The sequence below is a fragment of the Streptomyces sp. NBC_01775 genome, from assembly GCF_035917675.1.
Taxonomy (GTDB): domain Bacteria; phylum Actinomycetota; class Actinomycetes; order Streptomycetales; family Streptomycetaceae; genus Streptomyces.
The window spans coordinates 8,961,900-8,980,540 of record NZ_CP109104.1; the positions used below are offsets into that span (position 1 = coordinate 8,961,900).

Below are 18,641 nucleotides of genomic sequence, written 5' to 3' on the forward strand. Positions count from 1 at the left end.
CAAGGTCAACCCGACAAAGAACCACAGCCTGCCTGGCCGGTGCCGGGATGCCCGCAGCGCAGGTGCGAACCAGGAGCCACACGTGCCCAACTCCATAACGGACACCGCCGATTCCGTCGATTCCGCTGCGGCGGTCGCGACCGCCCACGCCGTTGTCACCGCCGAGGGCCTGCCGGAGGCCGCCGACCGTACCGGCTTCGTCGAGCTGGGTTCCTCGGAGGACCTCCGCGAACTGCTCGGCCCGCCGCACCCCGTGGTGGTGGACAAGGTGCACCAGCGGCTGGTCGACGCCGATCTGGACATGCTGGCGCGCTCACCGTTCTGTCTGCTCGCCACCTCCGACGCGGACGGCAACTGCGACGCGTCCCCGCGTGGCGGCGAACCCGGGTTCGCCCGCGTCCTCGACCCGGGCACGCTGGTGTTGCCGGACCTCCCCGGCAACCGCCGGGGCGACAGCTTCCACAACGTCCTGGAGAACCCGCACGTCGGCCTCGTCTTCCTCATCCCCAACTCCACCGACGTGCTGCGGATCAACGGTCGCGCGCGCCTCCTCCGGGACGCGTCGTTCTTCGACGCGATGGCGCGCAAGGGCCGCCGTCCGCGGCTGGCCCTCGTGGTCGAGACCGACGAGATCTACCGGCACTGCCCGCAGTCGCTGAACCGCGCCCGGCTGTGGGACGAGGACGACCGTTAGCCGGTGACCACCTCGTGCCGTGCCCCGGTGCGCACCTGCTGGTGCTCGTGACGCCTGAACAGTTTGCCGGGCCACCACATCCATCGACCCACGTCCAGGGTCAGCGCGGTGACCAGCACCGAGCGGACGATCATGGTGTCCAGCAGCACGCCGAACGCCACCGCGAACCCCAGCTCGGCCGCGAACACCAGCGGCAGCGAGGCCATCGCCGCGAAGGTGCCGGCCAGCACCAGACCCGCTGAGGTGATCACACCCCCGGTGGCGGACAGCCCCATCAGCGCGCCGTGCCGGGTGCCGTGCAGCAGCGTCACTTCACGCACCCGGGTGACCAGGAAGATGTTGTAGTCGATACCCAGGGCGACCAGGAACACGAACGTCAGGAGCGGGAAGGAGGCTTCCGCTCCGGCGAAGTGGAACACGTGGTTGAACACCAGACTGCTCACGCCGAGGGCCGCTCCGAACGACAGCACCACCGTCGCTATGAGCAGCAGTGGTGCGACGATCGCCCGCAGCAGCAGCGCGAGGATGAGGAACACCACGATCAGCACGATGGGGATGATCACCTTGGAGTCGCGGGCGGCGGCTTCCTGTGTGTCGAGAACGACCGCCGCGTTGCCGCCGACCCGGGCATCCGCACCCTCGATCCTGTGGACCGCGGTTCTGGACTGCTCGACGGTGCGCATCGCGGCCGTACTGCTGGGATCGTCCTTGAGCTCCCCGAGCATGACGGCCTCACCGTCCTCGACCATCGGCGCCGACACAGCGGCGACTCCGGTGACGCCGGACAGCGCGGTCCTCACCTGCTCCGCCGAGGCGGCCTTGGCCACGACGTAGATGGGGTCGCCCGACCCCACCGGGAAGTGCTTCGCCTGGATCTCCTCACCGACAGCCATCTGTGGCTCGTTGGTGAACTGGTCCTTGTTGGAGAGCCCGTCGGCCTTGAGCCCGAGCGCCCCGAGCGCCATGACGCCGAGGACGAGGGAGGTGCCGATCCACACGATCCGCGGCCGGCCCGAGACGGCGGTGCCGACCCGGGTCCAGACGCTCTCCTCGGCCGCTCCGGCTGCTCCGGCCGCTCCGTGAGGCGACTTCGAATACAGCGGCTTCACCGGCCAGAAGATCCAGCGGCCACAGATGACCAGCAGGGCCGGCATCAGGGTGACCATGGCGAGCAGCCCGACGAGGACGCCGACGGCGCAGGCAGGTCCGAGCCCCTTGGTGGAGTTGAGGGTGGCCAGCATCAGCAGCATCAGGCTGACCGCGACGGTCGCGGCGCTGGCGATGATCGCGGGACTGGAGCGGCGCAGGGCCTCCGCCATCGCCTCGTGGCGGTCCTCGTGCCGCCGCAACTCCTCTCGGTACCGCGAGATGAGCAGTAGTGCGTAGTCGGTGGCGGCGCCGAACACGAGCACGGTCAGGATGAAGCTGGTCTGCTTGTTGACGGTGAGGCCGGCGTTCTTCGCCAGCAGGTAGATCACCGCTTCCGACGTGACCAGGGCGACGCCGACGGTCAGCAGTGGCAACAGTGGCAGCACCGGGCTGCGGTAGGTGAGCAGCAGGATCACGACCACCACCAACGCGGTGATCGTTGTCAGGCCGCCTCCTCCGCTGAAGGCCTTGATCGAGTCGGATGCGTAACCGCCTGGGCCGGTGACGTGGAATCCGGGACCGCCCGCGCTCTTCTCCCCGACCGCGTTCATCGCGTCGACGACCTCGCCGATCCCTTCCCAGCCCGTCTTGTCCTTGTGGACCTGGACCACGGTCTGGATGGCCTTGCCGTCCTTGGCCTTCAACGGGCCCTGTGGCTGGCCGACGACGTTTTTGATGGCCTTGAAGTCTTCGGCGTCGGCTCGTGCCTCGGCCATGTCGGCAGAGGTGACGCCCTCGGGCCGGTCGTAGATCACAATCGCGGGCACGGTGTCGCCAAGCTGGAACTTCTCGGTCCGCTCGACGACCTTGGTCGACTCCGCGTTACCGGGCAGCCAGGCGGAATTGTCGTTCTCCTCAACGTCGCCGAGCTTGCCGGCCAGCATGAGCGCCGGGACGAGCAAGGCCACCCAGAGGGCGAGGATCACCCATTTCGCCACCCTGCCACCGGGCAAGGACGCCATTCTTCGCAGCATGTGGATTCCTCAGCGTTCAGTGGACGTGGGAGAGCTTGTCGGGATTGGTGACGGCGTAGATCCCGCACACCTGATCGTCGTCCGGAGTGAGGTCGAGGACGAGGACGGCGTAGGGGGTGTCACCGGCGAACAGCACCGCCGACGGGTCGCCGTTGACGCTGCGGTAGGCGATGTCGAGGCCTTTGCCGGAGCCGGGGGCGATAGCGGCGAGCAGGCGGGCGACCTTGTCCCGGCCGTGGAGCGGCCGGGGGCCCTTCGCTGCGTGACCCTTGCCTCCGCGGTCACCCCACAAGGTCACCTCCGGCGCCAGGATCTCCAGGAGGGCGTCCAGGTCACTGCCGAGCGCGGCGGCCAGGAACCGCTCGGTCACCTGCTGCCGGACGTGCGGGGCGGGCTCGTAGCGGGGGCGCCGGGCATGGACGTGCTCGCGGGCGCGATGGGCGAGCTGACGAATCGCCGAGGGGCTGCGGCCGAGGATTTCCGCGGTCTCGGTGTGGGCGTAGCCGAACACCTCGTGCAGGACGAACACCCCGCGTTCCAGCGGCGTGAGGGTCTCCAGGATCACCAGCAGCGCCATCGACACCGACTCGGCGCGCACTGCCGCGTCAGCGGCATCGTCGGGTACGGAAGTGCCGGTGAGGGGGCTGACGAGCGGTTCAGGCAGCCATGGCCCGATGTAGGTTTCCCGGCGGCGGCTGATGGCGGCCTGGTGGGCGAGGGCCCGGTTCACCGCGATCCGCACCAGGTAGGCGCGCGGGTTGTCGATCGGCTCCGCGCTCGGTGTCTGGTTTCTGGCCGTCCACGCCAGCCATGTCTCCTGCAACACGTCCTCGGTGTCGGCGACGTCGGCAAGCATGTTGTAGACGATGGAGAACAGCAGCTCCCGGTGGTCGCTGAACACTTGTGTCGCGGCGTTCGTCGCCGGAGCTGACGCCGCCTCCCGCGGCCTGCCCCCGGATGAGGCTGTCGGTGAGTCTGGCGGGGTGTCGGACATCGGAGGGCCTCCCATCGCGGATGCGTTCGGGGCTTAGAGCGATCGAGGCACCTGGAGTGTGACATCCTCCTGCGAAATGTGATCCGGGTCTCACGGTGAGGTCAGCGCCTTGGGGCCGGCGTCGTGGCGATCCCGAAGCCCTCCCTCGGGATCTCGGCACCCGCCGCCGCTGCGGTCATGTCACTCCCTGGCTCCTGGGCTCCAACTGCCGTTCCCTGGCCGCTCGTTGGCGTAGACACCCTCTGAGCTGCCAGGGGGCCCTGCTCCGGTGCCCGGCGTCTGCCGCGATCGCCCGGCCGGGGCTCCCGTTCGGCGGACGCAGGAGTCCTGTTTTCCTTCATCAGCTGAATTCGTAATGCCGCGCAGGCCGGGACTCGCGTGCAGGCCGTGACTATTCGTGCTGTCGACCGTACGAGGAGTTATGGGGCGGGACCGATCTATGACCTATATCACATCCCAGCTGCAAAGGATCATGCTCGTGCATATGCACAGCCAGGTATCTCGTGTGCCACGATGCCTCGGTGTTGGTCTCGACCTGAGTAGCTGAGGCGAGAGATTCGGCATGGGGATCCGGCATGCCGGGGCTTGACTTCTGAGGGAACCATTTATCCGACCCATCGATCACCCGGATCCCATTCGGGTGGCAGTGCAGCGCATGGCTTCTTGTAAAGTTTCGGCTAGCTGTAATTCGGGGGACGAGAGTGCCGACAATGATCGTTATCGGATACAGGCCGGATCTCGATCGTGCGCTGCGGCGCCGGGGCTTGGATCCTTACTATCTCGTGCAGGCACAGGTGAGCCCGTTAAAGGGTCGGAATTTCAAGTTCGTAACCGATATCGAGAACGTGCAGGAAGTATTGCGCGCAGTGCTGTCCGCACGCATTGAAGATGCGGCAGGAGTGCTTAGCGTCCATGAAATGGGCGTCTTTGGCGCAGCCTACTTGCGGCAGGCGCTCAACCTTCCCGGAAATACGGATTCAAAGACGGCTCTTTATTTCCGGGACAAGTATCTTCAGAAGAGCAGCTTGCCGCCTCAGATAAAGCGAGCACGCTGCCGGTATGTTTCGAAAGATACTTCGTTCGCAGAGCTTGTCGGCGACCTGGGCGATACCTTCGTCATCAAGCCCGCGACCGGAGCCGGCTCTCTCCGTACGCATATCGTTCGGACTCCCGAAGAGTATTCACAGGCGGTGAAGCCGCTTCCGAGCCGGTCGGATGTCGAGATCGTCGCCGAATCTTTCATAGATGCCCCGGAAGTCTACATTGACGGCATCTGGAACAATGGTGATCTTCAATGGTCGTCCATGAGCAACTATCACATCTCGCCGCTCAGTGCTGCACAAGGCGGCGTATTGGCTGCATACGTGCTGGACAAAAGGCGGAATCCAACGCTGTTCGCCGAGGCGGAGAAACTCACAGGACAGGTGCTCACAAGCCTGGGTGCACCTGACTGTGTATTCCATCTGGAGATGTTCAGGGAAGAATCGGGTCTGACCTTTGGCGAGTGCGCCATTCGCCTCCCGGGAGCACTGTCCCCGCAGGTGAACGAATTGACGTTCGGCGTCGATCTCTTTGACGTCGAAATCAGTCTCGCGCTTGGCGAAGAGCCGGTCAAAGCCTCGGGCAAAGATGCGCCGGACCGCTTCCACGGGTACATACTTCTGCGCCGCTCCAGCAGAGGAAATTTGACCCGAGAAGATTTCGAGCGCAACTTCGCTTTCGACGAGATCGAGTATTCTTCGTCGCTCGACACACCGATCGGCCCGTATGGTCGGGTGGGGCAGGCAATCGTATCCGACGAGGATGAACTGAAACTGCAAAAAACGATCGAAGAGATCGTGCGATTCAACGAGGTAGGCTGAAGCAGGCGGTGTCATAAGGCGTACGTCTGCTCCCGCTCACCGAAATACACGGGGAAGTACAGCGGTATGTGGCTTTCACAGGATTGGCCCATGGGTTGCGCCCGCAACCCCAACCGAATAGCTGGGCACCTGCTCGCGGCAGGTCACGACCTGATCTACGGCGCTCGTCACGACGCCATGCCCATACCGCCTCCGGCCTCAATGCCCTGCCGGACAGTCTGAACCAGGTTTTCGCCGGGGAGGCACCCCGGTCACCCCCGCGTTCACGGGATCGCGTCGCCTCGGTCGAACGCGCTCCGGGCGCCACGCGGCGCCCGGCCTGAGCCTCAGCCGACCGTGACCTGCCCAGGCAGCGCCCGCACCGCCGTCGAAACGGCCCTTGAGCACGCCTCCAGGTCCCTGCAACCGTCCACTTGCAACGGAACGCAGGGCCGTACATGGCGCTTTCTCCGACACCCCCGGCCAAAGCGTCTGCTCGCCACTGTTTTGCGTTCCTTCCGATCGGAGGTCTTCGCCCTATGCAGGAACAAAGTCCCGCTTCGACGCTCCCGCAGCTGCTTGAGAGCGCGGCTCGCGACACATCTCGTGGCATCACATTCATCGGCGGCTCCTTCCTGTCATACGCGGAGCTGCGGGAATGTGCCTACCGGATTTCGAAAGGACTGCGAAACCACGGCACCGCGCCGGGCGAACGGGTGCTGATCGCGGCCAATGACCCCGAGGATTTCTTCCGTGCCTTCTGGGGGTGTGTGCTGGGCGGCCTCGTGCCCTGCCCGATCGCCCTGCCAGCCGACCCTTCCCGCTTGCAGACGCAACTGGAATATCTGCGCGTGCTCCTGGGCGACCCGTTGGTGGTCATTTCCAAGACGGCCCACGGAGACCTGCCCGACGTCGGGTTGTGCACCGTCACGGTGGAGGAATTGGGCCACGCCTCGGCTGAAGACGCTCAGCACCATGCGTCCGCTCCCGAAGACCTCGCCTTACTGATGCTCACCTCCGGGTCCACCGGATCGAGCAAAGCGGTCAGCCTCACCCACGCCAACCTGCTGGCGGCCCAGGCCGGCAAGGCAGGGGCGCTGGAACTGGGGCCCGACGACACCACGATGAACTGGATCTCGACCGATCACATAGCCGCGATCGAGGCACACCTGCTGCCGATGCTCAATGGCGCCGACCAGGTCATGGCAACTCCGGCGACGGTGCTGGCGGACCCCGCGGAATTCCTCGGACTGCTCGCGGCCCATCGCGTGAGAGTGACCTTCACTCCCAACTTCTTGTTCGGACAGATCAATCAAGCACTCGCCCAGCGGCCTGTCCCGCCGCAGGAGCTGGACCTGTCGCAGGTGCGCTACATCATCTCGGGCGGTGAGGCCACCGTGACCGCCACCGTACGGGCGTTCCTGGACACCCTTTCCCGCTACGGGCTTCGCAAGGACGTGATCGTGCCCGCCTTCGGGATGACCGAGACGTGCGCGGGCAGCGTCTTCAACCGCGATTTCGCCACCCGTGACCTGGACGTGGAATTCCCTCCGCTGGGCCGCCCGGTGCGAGGCTTGCGCATTCGCATCACCGACGGCGCCGGCGAGGTGCTGTGCTCCACCGACCGGCCGGGGGGCGCCGAGCCGGGCGAGGTGCAACTGCGTGGCCCGATGGTGACCCGCGGGTACTTCAACAACGACCAGGCCACCGCACAGGCTTTCACTCCCGACGGCTGGTTCCGCACCGGTGACCTGGGCCACCTCGACTCCGAAGGCCGGCTCACGCTGGTCGGCCGGACCAAGGACTCCATCATCGTCAACGGAGTCAATTACTACAGCCACGACCTGGAAGCAGTCCTGGACGGGCTGGACGAGGTGCAGCGCGGACAGGTCGCGGCTTTCCCGATCCGGCCCGGCGGAGCCGATTCCGAACAGCTCGCCGTCGCGTTCGTCCCCGCGGACGATCCCGCCGACGACACAGCCGTGTACCGGGCGCTCGTAGCGATCCGCAGCTCTACGGTGATGCATTGGGGATTCCGCCCCCAGCTGATTCTCCCCGTCGCCGGGACCGACATTCCCCGTGGCAATCTCGGCAAGATCCAGCGGTCCCGGCTGCGCACAGCGGTCGAGGACGGGAGCCTGGACGAGGCGGCCCGCCGGGCGGGTGAGGTGAGCGTCGGATTCCTCGGCGCCTACGTGGCACCCGAAGGGGACGCCGAGACCGCATTGGCCGGCATCTACGCCCGCGTACTGAACACCAGCAGGGTGCCGGCGACCACCAGCTTCTTCGACCTGGGCGGGACCTCGCTGGACGTGCTGCGGCTCAAGCTGGAAATTCAGGCCGAATTCGGCATCGAAGAGGTGCCGATGTCCACGCTCCTCCAGGCCCCGACCGTGCGAGCACTGGCCGGCCGCCTGGCCGCCGGGCAGGGCACCGACGGGGATTCCGCCTACGATCCGCTGGTGCCACTGCAAATCACCGGGGACGGGACGCCGTTGTTCTGCGTACATCCCGGCCTGGGAGAGGTGCTGGTGTTCATCAATCTCGCCAAGTACTTCACCGGAGAGCGGCCGTTCTACGCGTTGCGGGCACGTGGTTTCGGACAGGGCGAGACCAACTTCGGATCGTTCGGCGAAATGGTCTCCACCTATGTGGCGGCGATCCGGCGGGCACAGCCCGAAGGCCCTTATGCCGTCGCCGGATACTCCTACGGCGGGGCGGTCGCCTTCGAGATCGCCAAACGGCTGGAGGCCGAGGGCGACGAGGTCAGGTTCGTGGGTGTCTTCAACCTGCCGCCGCGCATAGCCGACCGCATGAATGAGATCACCTTCACCGACGGTGCCATCAACCTGGCGCTGTTCCTCGAACTGATCGACGCCGCCGACATCGAAGGGCTGACCACCACCCTCCGCCACCTGTCCGAAGACGACCAGCTGGCCTTTCTGATCGACCATGCGCCGAAGCGGCGCCTGACCGAACTGGACCTCACCGTCGAACGGTTCACCGCCTGGGTGCACCTGGCTCAGAGCATGGTGCACGTGGGCCGCACCTACGAACCGTCGGGGTCGGTCAGCGACGTGCGGGTGTTCTACTGCACTCCGCTGAAAGGCACCAAACAGGAGTGGCTGGATGACCAGCTGCGTCACTGGGACGACTTCACCCGTACCCCCAACACGTACATCGAAGTGGACGGGGAGCACTACACCCTGATGAGCCCGCAACACGTACAGACCTTCCAGGCAACCCTGCGGCATGAACTTGCCCGCGCGCTCGGCTGAGGACGGACACAGGCATGCAAGGCAAGAAGATTCTCGTCACCGGCGGGACCGGACAGGTCGCGAGGCCCGTCGCTGAAGCGCTCGCTGCGGACAACGAGGTGTGGTGTCTGGGCCGGTTCGGTGACCTGGCCGCCCGCAAGGCTCTCGAAGAGCAGGGCGCCCGCACCCTCACCTGGGACATGGCCACCGACGATCTGGAGGACCTGCCCCGCGACTTCACCCACGTGCTGCACTCTGCCGTACACCGGGGGGACGGCCAGGACTTCGGGGAAACCGCACGTGTCAACGCCGTCGGCACCGCGCGCCTGATGACACACTGCGCCGCCGCCGAGGCGTTCTTGTACGTCTCCTCCGGGGTGGTCTACAACCGGGCCGATCGCACCCACCGGTACCGGGAGGACGACCCCCTCGGCGCAACAGCGCCCTGGCTGCCGACGTACCCCATCGCCAAGCTCTCCGCCGAAGGGGTGGTGCAGGGCCTGGCCGAAGCACTGTCGTTGCCGGCCGTGATAGCCCGGCTCAACATCGCCTACGGTCCGTACGGCCACGGCGGGGTCCCCATGATCTTGTTCAACGAGATGCGCGCGGGACAGCCGTGCGCGGTGCCCCGCGAAGGGCAGAACTACTGCAATCTGCTGCACACCGATGACGTCGTCCGCCAGGTGCCGCTGCTGTGGGAAGCGGCGCGGGCGCCCGCGCGGGTGGTGAACTGGGGCGGTGACGAAGAGGTCGGCATCACCGACCTGCTGGAACACATGTCCGCGCTCACCGGAGTGCCGGTCCGGCTGGAGCGCAACGACTACAGCCGGGAGACCGCGATCTTCGACCACGACGTCCGCCGCGGCCTCATCGGCGACTGCTCCGTCGGCTGGCGGACCGGTATCGCCCGCACGCTGGCCGAACTGTTCGAGGAGTACCGGGACCGCGTCGACGCGTACGTCGATGAACACGCAGCCGGGATGTCCCGGTGACGACCCGGGATGTCCGAGTGACGAAGAGGAGTGCCCAGCATGCGCAGACCCGCAGACATCGACGCGCTTCAGCACGTGCTGTGCGCTGCCCTCGGATCCCGCGAGCCCGTGTGCTCCTTGGCCCAACTGGGCCAGGACGCCGACGCGTTCAACACGCTGGATCCCGCGATGCTCAAGCGCCCCACCCTGGTCGGCGGCGGGACCCCGTACAGCCCGACCACCCCCGCCCCCGCCTCCCACACCCTCGATGAGCTGATCCGCCGCGCGCAGTCGCTGGACGTGCCGCAGATCCTCGTACCCAACGTGCGCCGCAGCGACGACACCAGCGCGCTGCGGGCAGCGGGGCTCGTGCCCGTCCCCGCCGGCTCCGAGTGCGTTTCGAGGCTGACCGGAGATGTGGACGATCTCCTGCGCGGCCGTGTCGGCGCCGGCCGACTCCGCGATCTGCGTCGCCGCCACCACGCGGCATCCCGTGACGTCACATGGGAGCGGATCCGCCTGAGCGAGCTCGACAGGAAGCCCTGGGCGCGAGATGCCTTCGCACAACTCCACCAGCGCCACATGGAGCGCTACGGCGGCAGCCACAACCCCTACAACCCCGATGCCCTCGACGCACTGGCACACGGCGCGCTGGCGGACCGCACCGAGATGTTCGTGCGCCGCAGAGAGAACACCGTCGTCCAGGTGGGACTGCTGTCGGAGTCCCACAACGGCCGGGGGCTCTACTACCTCACGCAGGCCATTGATCACGAGGACCCCGCCGCACGGCACAACCTCTACGTGGCGTCCTTGTACAGGCTCTACCTCCACGCCCGGCGCTCCGGCCTGGACTGGGTCCACCTCGGCCGAGGGGATGCCGAGGGCAAGCGCGGTCTGGGAGCCGACCTGTTCGTCCCCCTCGACCACTGGCTGCGCGCCCCCGACCTCGCGCCACCGGAGGAAGAGGAGGAGCCGGCGCTTTCACGGTTCGCGGCTCCCCCCGTCACGACGGTGCCGGTCCCGGGCCCGGCCCGCTTCCGCCACCGGCCACGGTTCGACCTGCTTGACCTGTCGGGCAATACCAACCCGTTTCTGGGCGCCGAAAGCCGTTATCCCGAACTCGACACCGTGGAACTTGCCAGAACGTACCTGACCACGGTCTCGAAGCTGCCCGGCCACGAGGGCGTCGGCGCGCTGAGCACGGATCACCTGCTGTTCACCAGTGGGGCGGTCGACGGGGTCATGCTGCTCCTCGCGGCGCTGGCCTCGCCCGGCGAGCGCGTCTGCGTCACGCCTCCCACCTTCGAGCTCTACGCCCACTTCGCCAGCGTCCTGCGGCTGCCTGTCGTCGAGGTGCCGCTGCGCGGTGAGGACCTGTCCGAACTCGACACCGAGCGGATCCTCGCGGCCGATCCGCGGGTGACCATCCTGTGTGACCCGAACAACCCCGTCGGGACCAGGCTCGGCCGGGCCCAGGTGCACGCCCTGGTCACGGGCACGCGTGGGCTGGTGGTGATCGACGAAGCGTATGTCGAGTTCAGCGAGAACCCCTCGTACGCCGAGTTGGTCGAGGAGTACGACAACCTCATCGTGCTCAGGACGCTCTCGAAGGCGTGGGGGCTCGCCGGCGCGCGCTGCGGGATCGCCCTGGCACATCCGGGCGTTGTCGACGCACTGCGGCGGGTACAGGTGCCCTTCGGGTTCACCAACGCATCGCAGCGCGCCGTACGGGATCGGCTGACCAACTCTCAACGGGCGCTCGTCAGCATCCGGCGCATCCGTGCCGAGCGTGACCGGATGGCCGCGGCTCTGGCCGGTCATCCGGTGGTGGATCGCGTGTTCCCCTCGGAGACCAATTTCCTGCTGGTCCGGCTGCACAAGCACGAGCGCGTCATGGACCAGCTTCGCGGCGCGGGAATTCTCGTCGCCGACACCGGAGGCCTCGTCCCCGCCACCTGCCGCATTTCCATAGGCACTCGCCGCGCGAACAACACTCTGCTCGAAGCGCTTTCCTCCGCGCTGTAAGACCGTTTCTGCGAGACCGTCTCTGCCGAGTCGTGGGTGCGGGGTGACGGTGGTCTTTTCGTCGCACACGGACCTGGTCGCACGTCTCCTGAAACAGCGCATGATGCGCGGCAGCCCCATCCGGGGAAGGGGCTGCCTGCGTAGGCTGCCTGCGTGACGCCGGCCGGGGGCGCTTTTCCCGTGAACGGCGTCAGAGGTCCTGTCGGAGCGGAATCGGTTCGTTCGCCCCGCCTTTTATCTCAACAGTCAAGAACGACAGCACTTCATCGCCGATGTTCTTGAGGTCGTGGAGGTGGTATCGCCCGTCGGTGAAACGGAAATTCTGGGTCTGCCCGCGGGCATAAGAGATCTCCCGCGTGGTGCCGTCGCTCGTGTGCTGGCGGGCTCGGCCGCTGGTGAGGGCCGTCCAGGAATAGTCCAGCACGTGCCGATGAACGGGGAGGCGCTCTCCGGGGTGTAGGCGAGTCTCCCAGACGCGCAGTAGCTCGCTCTCCTTCAACAGCGACTGGCCGACCCGGCCGTTGTGGGCGTTGTTGTCGAACTCCTTCCGCAGTTCGGGGCTCCAGCGCGCGAATCCTTCGGCGACGATGGTGCTGGCCAGAGGGAGGTCGGAGTAAGAGTCATTGCCCACGAACCGGATCCTTTCGGAATTGGCGTGCTTCGGCGGTATCCGACGGCCGACCCAGGTTATAACCGGCTGAATTGGAGCGGCAAGGGCCTGGAGAGACCCTTCGGAACGCACGGCCCGACGAGCCGGCCCCCCGTCATTGGTACAGGCGCCCTGACTCGCTGAGCAGAACTCGGCCTTCACCGACTTTCTCGGCAGGGTTTGAATCGAGGTGTACAGCGGGCGTTCGACGCCTGCCGACGCGACCCGGTCGGGTATCCGGCGCCGCCCCTCTTCGAGGACACGATGGAGCTTAACGCCCGAAGTGCCGGAGGCTCGCGGCTGAGGCGGGCCGCTCGGCGCGGCACACCGCCCGATGAGCCACACCACGGAGCCGGGCAGCTGGCCGAACCGAAGACAGGAACGCGGCGCCCTACTCAATTCAAGCCCACAAAGCAGCGGACCATGCTGCACAGGGAGGGGCCGGTCGCGAGGGTTCAGCGACAGGAGAGCGAGGTCACGCGCGTCAGATCGACGTGACGGCGGTAAGCAAGCCGGGGAAGAAGGCGCACGCCGAAACTCTGAGGCAGCGGGTTCCCCTGTCAAGCTCAGCCCATTATGCGGTCACCCGTTTCTCGTCACACGGCCGAATGAGGGAGGCGAGGGTGTCGTGCGCTCCGAGGAGCAATTCCCCCCCCCCCCCCCCCGGAGAGCCCGGCGTTCGACGTGACGCGGGGAGAGGACGTCTGCTCAACGGCGCGGCCGGAGCGGCGGCTCGGCCGCCCCCGGGGGCCACGATTCGCGTCCGGCGAGTTCGGACCGATGCGCGGCGGAAGCTCCGCCCGTTCACGTCGAGGGGGCATCCCTCACATCGATGCCGAGGTCCGGCTGAACGTCGTCGGGGGTTTCGGGCTGGACGTCGTCGGCCGTGGTCAGGGAGGCCAGGGCGAGGACCGCGACATGGAGCTGGGTGCGGCGGAGGCCGGATTCGAGGCTGTAGCCAAGTATGTGTTCGATGGTGTGCAGGCGGTGATAGAAGGCCTGCCGTGACACGCAGAGTTGTTTCGCGGCGATCGACTTGTTGCCCGCGGCGCCGAGGTAGTGGCGCAAGGTGGTCAGCAGGTCGCCCGCGTGCCGCTCGTCGTGACGGATGAGGCGGCCCAACTGCTGCTCGACGTACTTTTGCAGGCGGACGTCGTCGCGCAGGGCGTACAGCAGCTCAGGCAGCCCGATGTCTGAGGGCACGTGGTACGGCCGGTGGGGCGTCGCGGGGCCGATGGCGTCGGCGACGTCCTCGGCTTCCCGGAACGAGCGGGCCACCTGGTCGAGTTCGCTCACTCCGGGACCGACCCCGACGACGGCTTCCTCGCCGAGGATCTCCTTGGTGAACCGCCCCACACGATCCACGGCGGGCTGCCACGCGCTGGCTCGGGCGAGAGCGAGCAGAACACCGGTGCGGTCGGGAGAGATACGGCCCACCAGGGCACGGATCCCGGCGCTGCGCAGCTGTTCGGCCAGCGGGTCGTCGAGAGCGGCCTCGTCGGCTGCGCCATGCCGGTGCCCGATGACGACGGCGATGAGGCGGTGGCTGACGGTCGGCATGCCAAGTGCCTCGATCCGGATGCGGGCTTCGGTGTGACTGGAGTAGTTCCAGCGCACCAGGTCCAGCAGCGCCGAGGTGTGGGCGCTGCGGTCCCACCGGGTGTGACCGGTCAGTCTGGCCAGAGTCAGGGCGGTGGCCGCGCGCCGGAGGATCATCGTGTGCTCGGGACCTGTGGCCCTGCCGGACGCGTCCGGCAGGGCCATCAGCCGTCCACAGCGCTGTCCGTTGTGTTCGACGGGGGTCACGAGCCAGTCTTCCGGGCCGCTGTTCGCCGCTTGGTCCGGGGTCGGTGTCGCACGCGAGCGGCGCGGCCACGCTTCGAGAGCCTGGCCCGGCGAGCCCCCCGCCGTGCAGGAGATGACGGCGTGGTGCAGCAGGTTCTCCAGGACCACGGGATGGCCCAGCAGGTCCGCCGCGGTCCGTACGAGTTCCTCGGGCGCCGCGTTGCGCAGCGTCAAGCTGGTGAAGACTTCGTGCACCTGCTGGGATTTCCGCAGCAGCTCACCCTGCGCGTCCAAGATCAACGCGTGGACGGTCTGAGTCACCTCGATGAACCGGATACCGCGGGAGAGCACGATCAGGGGCAGCTCGCGTGCGCGGCAGGCCACGACCAGGTCCGAGGGCACCTGCTGGTACCGGCGGCCCAGCTCGACGACGAGCCCGGCCGCGCCGACATCCGCCAGCTGGTCGACGTAACCGCGCAGCCGGGTCGGGTCGTTCGGCTGTGGCATGAGGGTGGTCAGGACCAGCTCGCCGCCTTCGAGGAACGAGGCCGGATCGAGCAGCTCGGTGACGTGGACCCAGCGGACCGGGCCGGCGAGCCGCTCCTCGCCGGCCAGGACCCGCGGCAGCCCAGCGGCGATGACCGGAAGCCGCAGAACATCACCAACAGTGAGCAACGACATCTCGACAGGCTCCCCTCAGGAGGCCTCATCTTCGCAGGCCACGTGCCGTCGGCGTCCAGAGATCGGGGCTGTCCGGTTCTCAGGCCGCCCGGATCTCCGGGCGCCGGCGGCACGCGTCCTCAAGGACGCCGGGCGATGAGGTCGGCGACGGTCGCGATGGGCGAGGTGCGGGCGCGTCCGCGCGCCTCGTGCCGGTCGGCGAGGCGGTACGCGAGATACAGGCCGCGCACCCCGAGCCAGCGGAACGGCTCCGGCTCCCAGCGGCCCGGTTCGTGCCCGGTCCATGGTAGTCGCGTGAGCCGGGTATCCCGCCGCAGCACCAGGTCGGTGAGGGTGCGCGCGGCGAGGTTGGTGGACGTCACACCGTGGCCGACGTAGCCGCCCGCCCAGCCGAGCCCGCTGGCCCGGTCCAGACCGACCGTGGCGGACCAGTCGCGAGGCACGGCGAGCACCCCGCACCAGGTGTGCTCGACGCGGACCCCCGCCGTCTGGGGCAGCATCACCTCCAGCGTCCGCATGAGCTGGGTGACCGTGTGCTCGCTGACCTGCCCGGCGTCATCGGTGCGGGACCCGAAGCGATACGGGACACCGCGCCCGCCGATCGCGATCCTGTCCTCGGCCGTGCGCTGGGCATACATATGGCCGTGGGCGGTGTCGCCGAGCGTTTCCCGGCCTTCCCAGCCGATCTCCCGCCATGTCCGCGCGGTCAGCGGTTCGGTGACGATCATGGAGCTGTTCATCGGCAGCCAGGCGCGCCGCAGACCTCTGAGGGAGGCGGTGAACCCTTCGGTGGCGCGCAGGACGACGGGCGCGCTGACGGTGCCGTGCGCGGTGCGCGCCCGTCCCGGCTCGATGACGCTGACCGGGGACTTCTCGTAGATCGTGACACCCAGTCGTTCGACGGTCTCGGCGAGGCCCCGGACCAGGGCGGCCGGTTGCAGCCGGGCGCAGTGCGGGGTGTAGGCGGCTGCTGTCATCCCGTCGACGCGAATGCGCTCGGCTGCCTCGTCCGGGCCGAGCAGCACGGAGTCGGGGACTCCCCACTCGTGGTCCTGCTCGACCTTGTGGCGCAGCCGTGTCGCCTGAGCCGGAGTGCGTGCGACCCGCAAGGTGCCGCTCTTGACGATGTCGGCGTCGATACCCTCGCGGGCGGCGACCGCGATCACCTCGTCCACCGCCTCGTTCATCGCCTTCTGCCAGTCGAGCACCGCGGGACGGCCGCGGAGCGCGGCCATCCGGTCGCGCGCCCCGGGGACGAGCCCGGAGGCCCAGCCCCCGTTGCGGCCGGAAGCACCGAACCCGGCGAACTCGGCCTCCAGCACGGTGATCCGCAGCGCGGGATCGGCCTTTTTCAGGTAGTACGCGGTCCACAGCCCGGTCAGTCCGGCGCCGACGACGCACACGTCCGCGTCCCGGTCGCCGGGCAGTGAGGGGCGGGGTTCGGGAACCTCGGCGAACCAGTGGGCGATGCGCCCGTTGACCGGCGCCGGGAGGTCAGCTCTTGCGGTCATGCGTTCCTCTCGCTGTGTGCGCGGGGCCGAAGAAGGTCAGACCCCGAGCAGGCCGGGCAGTTCCGAGAGGTTCGTGATCTCCTCGTACGGCTGGAAGGCGTCCGAGCCCTGGACGCCGTACCGGTTCACCCAGATCCGGCGCATCCCCGGGTACCGCTTGGTCGGCATGATGTCGTACTCCCAGCCCTGGGCCGCGTGGATGATGCCCTCGGGGCCGCGCCCGGTGGCCTTCATCAGGTACTCGAACGCCTCCGGCAGCGGCTTGTACGCGCCTGCCTGCTCGGCGGTGAGGACGTAGTCGAACTCCACGCCCAGAGCCTCGACGGCGTAGGAGATCAGGTCGTCCTCGCTGTTGGAGAGGATCGCGATGTCGTACTCGCCCTTGAGGCGGCGCAGCGCTTCGGGGACTTCCCGGAAGGGCTGGAACCCCTTGATGGCCTCGATCAGCGCGTCGCCGTCCTCGTCCCGGTACTCCAGTCCGTGCAGCAGCATGACGGACTTCAGCGTGCGGCGGACGACCTCACGGTAGGGCCGGTATCCGTCCACGACGCCCTGGAACCGCATGACGTACGCGTCGTAGTGGAACCGCTCCGGATCGACACCGGCCTCGGCCAGCCGGTCCTTGACGATCTCGTGGGTGGCGCTCTTGGTGTCGAAGTTGATGAGCGTGCGGTAGCAGTCGAAGGAGACGACCTTGCGCATGAGGAGTTCCTTTCACGAAGCGGGGGGAAGAGAGTGGCTCAGGTGCGGTTGCTGGCTTCTACGAGGGCGAGGTTCTTCGTCTCGGGGGCCATGAAGACCGAGACCAGCAAGCCGATGAAGGTGATCACCGCGCCGACGGCGAGCGTTCCGCGCACCCCGAAATCGCCGGTGGCCATCGGCAGCAGGAACGTGCTGGAGGCCGACCCGACCCGGCTCATCGCGGTGGCGATGCCGACGCCGGTGGCGCGCAGGTCGGTGGGGAACAGCTCGCTGGGATACACGAATTGCAGTCCGCTCCCGGCGGCTTCGAAGAACTGGAAGGCGGCGAAGAGGGCGACGATCAGGAACGCGAGGTGCGACGGCAGCACGATCAGGGCGACGAGTGAGACGGTGACGCACAGGAAACTGCTGATGAGCAGTGGGCGCCGGCCCATCGAGTTGACCACGAGCAGCCCGACCGCCGTCCCGATGACCGCGATCGTGGTGATCAGCGCGCTGGCGCCGATCGTTCCGCCGACGCCGAAGGATTCGAGTATCTGCGGCTGGAAGGACCGGACGGCGAAGGCCGGCGCGACCTGGCAGATCCAGAACAGCGAACAGAACACCACGGGTACGGCGTAGCCGCGACGGAAGATCTCCAGCAGGTTGCCCAGCCCCGAGCCGCCGCGCCGGTCCCCGCCCTCGGACAGCAGCTCCTCCGCGCTGACGTCCCGGCCGAGGTGGCGGCGCACGACTTCCCGGGCCTCTTCCACACGCCCGCGCGAGGCCAGCCACCGGGGCGATTCGGGAATCCCGGTCCGCATGAAGAAGAAGATCACGGCCGGGACGGCCCCGGAGGCGAGCATCCAGCGCCACGAGTCCGCGCCGGCGTTGAGCAGCGCCCAGCCGGCCCAGTAGCTGACGCCGTAGCCGACCCACCAGGCGACCACCAGGCCGGACAGAGCCGGGCCGCGCATCCGGCGCGGCACCAGCTCGGTCGTCAGGGCCGACGCGATCGGGTAGTCGGCACCGATCGCGATGCCGATCAGCAGCCTGAGCACCAGCAACTGCCACGCTTCGGTGACGAAGAACTGCGCGGCGGAGAGGACCGCGAAAGCCGCGAGGTTGAGCACGTACATCACGTGGCGGCCCACGCGGTCGGTGATCGGACCGAAGATCGCGCCGCCGAGGAAGACGCCGACGAGCACGGAAGCGGCGATGAGCCCGCTCCAGAGCGTGTCGAGCGCCAGGGCCGGGGTGATCAGGCTGAGCGCGACGCCCATGACGCCGAGCAGGTAGCCGTCGCAGAACGGACCGCCCATGGCGACGGCGACCAACTTGCGGTGGAAGGAGGTGACGGGGGAGTCGTCGAGGCTCGTTGCCGACGATCTGCTCGCGTCACTCGATATTTCGGGCAGAGGCATGGTCG

12 protein-coding genes are annotated in these 18,641 nt (G+C 67.7%); 5 read left to right on the top strand and 7 right to left on the bottom strand.

Annotated features, from left to right (window positions below; all coding sequences use genetic code 11):
- The first annotated feature begins 169 nt into the window (after positions 1-169).
- Positions 170-694, top strand: a complete 525-nt coding sequence (locus OHB04_RS39775; RefSeq protein WP_326809605.1) for an MSMEG_1061 family FMN-dependent PPOX-type flavoprotein — start codon at positions 170-172, stop codon at positions 692-694.
- Here the strand turns inward: OHB04_RS39775 and OHB04_RS39780 are convergent.
- Together OHB04_RS39780 and OHB04_RS39785 are read right to left on the bottom strand one after the other, a co-directional pair.
- Positions 691-2,817: an MMPL family transporter gene (locus OHB04_RS39780; RefSeq protein WP_326809342.1), complete on the bottom strand. Its 2,127-nt coding sequence runs from the start codon at positions 2,815-2,817 to the stop codon at positions 691-693. The two genes, OHB04_RS39775 and OHB04_RS39780, sit on opposite strands and share 4 nt — an antisense overlap.
- Before the next feature lie 16 nt (positions 2,818-2,833).
- Positions 2,834-3,718: a sigma-70 family RNA polymerase sigma factor gene (locus OHB04_RS39785; RefSeq protein WP_326809343.1), complete on the bottom strand. Its 885-nt coding sequence runs from the start codon at positions 3,716-3,718 to the stop codon at positions 2,834-2,836.
- A 794-nt stretch (positions 3,719-4,512) separates the two neighbouring features.
- On the opposite strand from OHB04_RS39785, the gene OHB04_RS39790 reads away from it, so the two are divergent.
- From OHB04_RS39790 to OHB04_RS39805, 4 genes are all read left to right on the top strand, one after another.
- Positions 4,513-5,673 (top strand): ATP-grasp domain-containing protein, encoded by a 1,161-nt coding sequence (locus OHB04_RS39790; protein WP_326809344.1) that lies wholly within the window; start codon positions 4,513-4,515, stop codon positions 5,671-5,673.
- 518 nt (positions 5,674-6,191) lie between these two features.
- Complete coding sequence (locus OHB04_RS39795; protein WP_326692482.1) at positions 6,192-8,930, top strand: non-ribosomal peptide synthetase; 2,739 nt, start codon at positions 6,192-6,194, stop codon at positions 8,928-8,930.
- 14 nt (positions 8,931-8,944) lie between these two features.
- Positions 8,945-9,901: an NAD-dependent epimerase/dehydratase family protein gene (locus tag OHB04_RS39800; RefSeq protein ID WP_326692483.1), complete on the top strand. Its 957-nt coding sequence runs from the start codon at positions 8,945-8,947 to the stop codon at positions 9,899-9,901.
- A gap of 39 nt (positions 9,902-9,940) precedes the next feature.
- Positions 9,941-11,905 (top strand): histidinol-phosphate aminotransferase family protein, encoded by a 1,965-nt coding sequence (locus tag OHB04_RS39805; RefSeq protein WP_326692484.1) that lies wholly within the window; start codon positions 9,941-9,943, stop codon positions 11,903-11,905.
- Between the two features lie 190 nt (positions 11,906-12,095).
- On the opposite strand, the gene OHB04_RS39810 is transcribed toward OHB04_RS39805, so the two are convergent.
- From OHB04_RS39810 to OHB04_RS39830, 5 genes are all read right to left on the bottom strand, one after another.
- Positions 12,096-12,536, bottom strand: coding sequence for a hypothetical protein (locus OHB04_RS39810; RefSeq protein WP_326692485.1), 441 nt, complete (start codon positions 12,534-12,536; stop codon positions 12,096-12,098).
- A gap of 822 nt (positions 12,537-13,358) precedes the next feature.
- Positions 13,359-15,020: a PucR family transcriptional regulator gene (locus OHB04_RS39815; RefSeq protein WP_326692487.1), complete on the bottom strand. Its 1,662-nt coding sequence runs from the start codon at positions 15,018-15,020 to the stop codon at positions 13,359-13,361.
- A 119-nt stretch (positions 15,021-15,139) separates the two neighbouring features.
- Positions 15,140-16,531 (bottom strand): NAD(P)/FAD-dependent oxidoreductase, encoded by a 1,392-nt coding sequence (locus OHB04_RS39820; RefSeq protein WP_326692488.1) that lies wholly within the window; start codon positions 16,529-16,531, stop codon positions 15,140-15,142.
- A 36-nt stretch (positions 16,532-16,567) separates the two neighbouring features.
- Positions 16,568-17,233, bottom strand: coding sequence for an HAD-IA family hydrolase (locus OHB04_RS39825; protein WP_326692489.1), 666 nt, complete (start codon positions 17,231-17,233; stop codon positions 16,568-16,570).
- A 38-nt stretch (positions 17,234-17,271) separates the two neighbouring features.
- Positions 17,272-18,636 carry an MFS transporter gene (locus tag OHB04_RS39830; protein WP_326692490.1) on the bottom strand — a complete coding sequence of 455 codons (1,365 nt, stop codon included), beginning with the start codon at positions 18,634-18,636 and terminating at the stop codon, positions 17,272-17,274.
- Positions 18,637-18,641: the final 5 nt, after the last annotated feature.

Bases quoted from the DNA above. Each gene is read 5' to 3' on its own strand.
- OHB04_RS39780 (WP_326809342.1), bottom strand. From the start codon at position 2,817: ATGCTGCGAAGAATGGCGTCCTTGCCCGGTGGCAGGGTGGCGAAATGG.
- OHB04_RS39795 (WP_326692482.1), top strand. From the start codon at position 6,192: ATGCAGGAACAAAGTCCCGCTTCGACGCTCCCGCAGCTGCTTGAGAGC.
- OHB04_RS39800 (WP_326692483.1), top strand. From the start codon at position 8,945: ATGCAAGGCAAGAAGATTCTCGTCACCGGCGGGACCGGACAGGTCGCG.
- OHB04_RS39805 (WP_326692484.1), top strand. From the start codon at position 9,941: ATGCGCAGACCCGCAGACATCGACGCGCTTCAGCACGTGCTGTGCGCT.
- OHB04_RS39815 (WP_326692487.1), bottom strand. From the start codon at position 15,020: ATGTCGTTGCTCACTGTTGGTGATGTTCTGCGGCTTCCGGTCATCGCC.
- OHB04_RS39820 (WP_326692488.1), bottom strand. From the start codon at position 16,531: ATGACCGCAAGAGCTGACCTCCCGGCGCCGGTCAACGGGCGCATCGCC.
- OHB04_RS39825 (WP_326692489.1), bottom strand. From the start codon at position 17,233: ATGCGCAAGGTCGTCTCCTTCGACTGCTACCGCACGCTCATCAACTTC.
- OHB04_RS39830 (WP_326692490.1), bottom strand. From the start codon at position 18,636: ATGCCTCTGCCCGAAATATCGAGTGACGCGAGCAGATCGTCGGCAACG.